Origin of the sequence: Streptomyces malaysiense (assembly GCF_000980885.2) — a bacterium.
Lineage (GTDB): Bacteria > Actinomycetota > Actinomycetes > Streptomycetales > Streptomycetaceae > Streptomyces > Streptomyces malaysiense.
Map to the genome: position 1 here is coordinate 1 of NZ_LBDA02000160.1, position 3,034 is coordinate 3,034.

Consider the following 3,034-nt stretch of genomic DNA (forward strand, 5'->3'; position numbering starts at 1 on the left):
GGAGAAGCCGGTGCCGTCGGCGCCGTCGGCGAACGCCTTGCACCGGCCGTCCTGAGCGAGACCCTGTTGCCGGGAGAACTCCACGAAGACCGTCGGGGAGGCCATGACGGTGACACCGCCGGCCAGTGCCATGGAGCACTCGCCGTTGCGCAGGGCCTGCGCGGCCAGGTGCATCGCCACCAACGACGAAGAACACGCCGTGTCGATCGTGACCGCGGGACCCTCCAGGCCCAGCGTGTACGCGATACGCCCCGAGGCGACGCTCGTTGCGGCACCGGTGACGAGGTACCCCTGGATGTCCTGTGAGGTGTGTGTGGTCGCGGCGCCCCCGTAGTACTGAGCACTGATGCCGGTGAAGACGCCGGTGTTGCTGCCGCGCAGTGTTCCGGGGGTTATCCCGGCACGTTCGAGCGCTTCCCAGCTCGCTTCCAGCAGCAACCGTTGCTGCGGGTCGGTAGCCAGTGCCTCGCGCGGCGAGATACCGAAGAAGTCGGCGTCGAACTCAGCCGCGTCATGGAGAAAGCCGCCGTGGCGGGTGTAGCTCTTGCCGATTTTGCCGGGGTCGGGGTCGTAGAGGTTCGCCGTGTCCCAACCGCGGCCCTCGGGGAAGTCGCCGATGGCGTCGTCACCGGTGAGCAGCAGCTTCCACAAGTCCTCCGGGGAGACGACCCCACCGGGGAACCGGCAGGCCATGGAGACGACTGCGACGGGCTCGTCGACGCCGATGGCGGCCGCAGGGACAGGGGCCGGAACACGGTTGACCGCCCCGAGTATCTCGGCGTGTATGAAGTGGGCGAGGGCCGACGCGTTCGGTCGGTCGAAGATGAGGGTCGCGGGAAGCCGCAGGCCCGTGCCGGCACTGAGCCGGTTCCGGAGCTCGACGGCGGTGAGGGAGTCGAACCCGAGCTCCTGGAAGGCCCGCTCGGAGTCGATGTCGTCGGGGTCTGCGTGGCCGAGGATGTCTGCCACCTGGCTGCACACCAGGTCGAGGAGCAGCTCGTACTGCTCGTTCTCGGTCAGCTGCGACAGCCGCCTCTGCAGACCGGTGGCTCCGGCGCCCCGCCGCCCTCGCCTTGCCCGCACCGGGACCAGGTCACTGAGGATCGCGGGCAGCGTGCCACTCGATGCCTGACCGCGCAGAGTGGTCTGACTGAACCGTGTGGGAAGCAGCACGGGATGGGAGCCGACGAGAGCCGAGTCGAACATGGCGAGGGCCTGTTCCACTGTCATCGGCGTGATTCCGCTGTGCGCCAGTCGACCGCGTTGTGTGCGGCTGAGAGCGGCCGCCATGCCACTGTCCTGTTCCCACACCCCCCAGCCGAGCGACAAGGCGGGCAGCCCCTCGGCGCGCCGGTGCACCGCCAGGGCGTCCAGGTAACTGTTGGCCGCGGCGTAACTGGCGGCACCCGCGTCACCCAGCGTGGCAGCGATCGATGAGTACAGCACGAACGCGGAGAGACCGAGATCCCTGGTCGCGCGGTGCAGGTGCCAGGCCGCCTCCGCCTTGGAACGCAGGATGGTGTCGAGCTGCGCGGGTGTGAGGTTCTCGATGACCGCGTCATCGAGAGCACCGGCGGCGTGTACGACGGCGACCAGCGGGTGGTCGGCAGGCACGGACCCGACCAGGTCTGCGACGGCGTCGGCCTCGCTGATGTCACAGGCGGCGATGGTGACGTCGACGCCGTGCGCGGTGAGTTCGGCCTCCAGCTCAAGCGCACCGGGGGCCTCGGAGCCCCGGCGGCTGACCAGCATCAGGTGGCGCGCACCGTGGCGCGTGACGAGATGGCGGGCGAGGTGCGCGCCGAGGGTGCCCGTGCCGCCGGTGATCAGGACTGTGCCGTCGTCCGGGAAGGCCGCGTGCTGCGTGGCGTCCGCGGCAGCGACCTGCGTGGACTCGACCCTGACCAGGCGCGGTACGTAGGTTACTCCCGCGCGCAGTGCGAACTGGGTCTCGCCGGCTGCCCGCACCGCCGCGAGCGCCGTGGGCAGCGCCTGCCAGGACTCCTCCGTACCGTCGAGGTCTGCCACGAGGACGCGGCCGGGGTGCTCCGCCTCGGCACTGCGAGCCAGTCCCCATACGGGTGCGCCCGACAGCTCCTGGACGTCGTCCGCGGACGCAAGGGCCACAGCGTGCTGAGTCAGCAACAGCAGCTGGGAATCGCCGAGTTGTTCGTCCGCCAGGAAGTCCTGCAGGGTGACCAGGGTCTGGTGGGCTGCCGCACGCAGAGTTTCGAGGGCGGGCTCAGCCGTGGCGGGCGCCGCAAGCGCGACGACGGTGTCGGGGGCGGATCCCCCCTCGGCGATGGCCTGGCACAGGGTGGCCAGACTGTCGTGGCAGACGTCCCCCGGAACCGCTACGGCAGGTGCTCCGATACTCACCCATGTTCCGGCGGGCTTTTCGGCTCCCTGCGCGGGAGTGAGCTGCTTCCAGTCAACGCGGTGGAGGGAGTCGCGCGCCGTGGAAGCGGCAAGCGCGAGGCGATCGAGGTCGACGGGGCGCACCGTGACGGCTTCCACGGACATGACCGGTCGGCCGGTCTCGTCAGAAGTGACGACCTTGAGTGTCCGCTCGCCCGAAGGCTTCAGTGTCACCCGCAGGGAGGAAGCACCGTGGCTGTGGAGGGTGATGCCGGACAGGGAGAACGGCATGACCGGTCCCGCGTTGTCTCCCCCGCTGTCGACACCTGGCACATCGGCCTTGGCCGATGCCTGCAGAGCGGCATCCAGGAGGGCCGGGTGCACTCCGAAGCCCTCAGTGCTCACTCCCTCCGGGAGGACGACCTCGGCATGGACCGTGTCGCCGGCGCGCCATGCGGCCGTGAGGCCCTGGAAAACGGGGCCGTAGTCGAAGCCCATGTCGGCGAACTGCTGGTAGTGCTCGCTCATGTCAAGGGGCTCGGCCCCCACCGGAGGCCATGCGGTACCCGCGTCTGCCTCATCGCTCTTCGCCTCGCAAGCCATCAAGGACGCGGTGGCATGCCGGGTCCAGTGCCCGTCATCGGTGTCGGTGTCGGTGTCGGTGGTGGCGGGGCGG

The 3,034-nt window shown here is 69.8% G+C and carries 1 protein-coding gene; it reads right to left on the bottom strand.

Translation table 11 applies throughout. The annotated features are described in order from the left end of the window. A partial coding sequence (locus VT52_RS34615) for a type I polyketide synthase (RefSeq protein ID WP_338059215.1) occupies positions 1–2,961 on the bottom strand: 2,961 nt, incomplete at its 3' end. Positions 2,962–3,034: the final 73 nt, after the last annotated feature.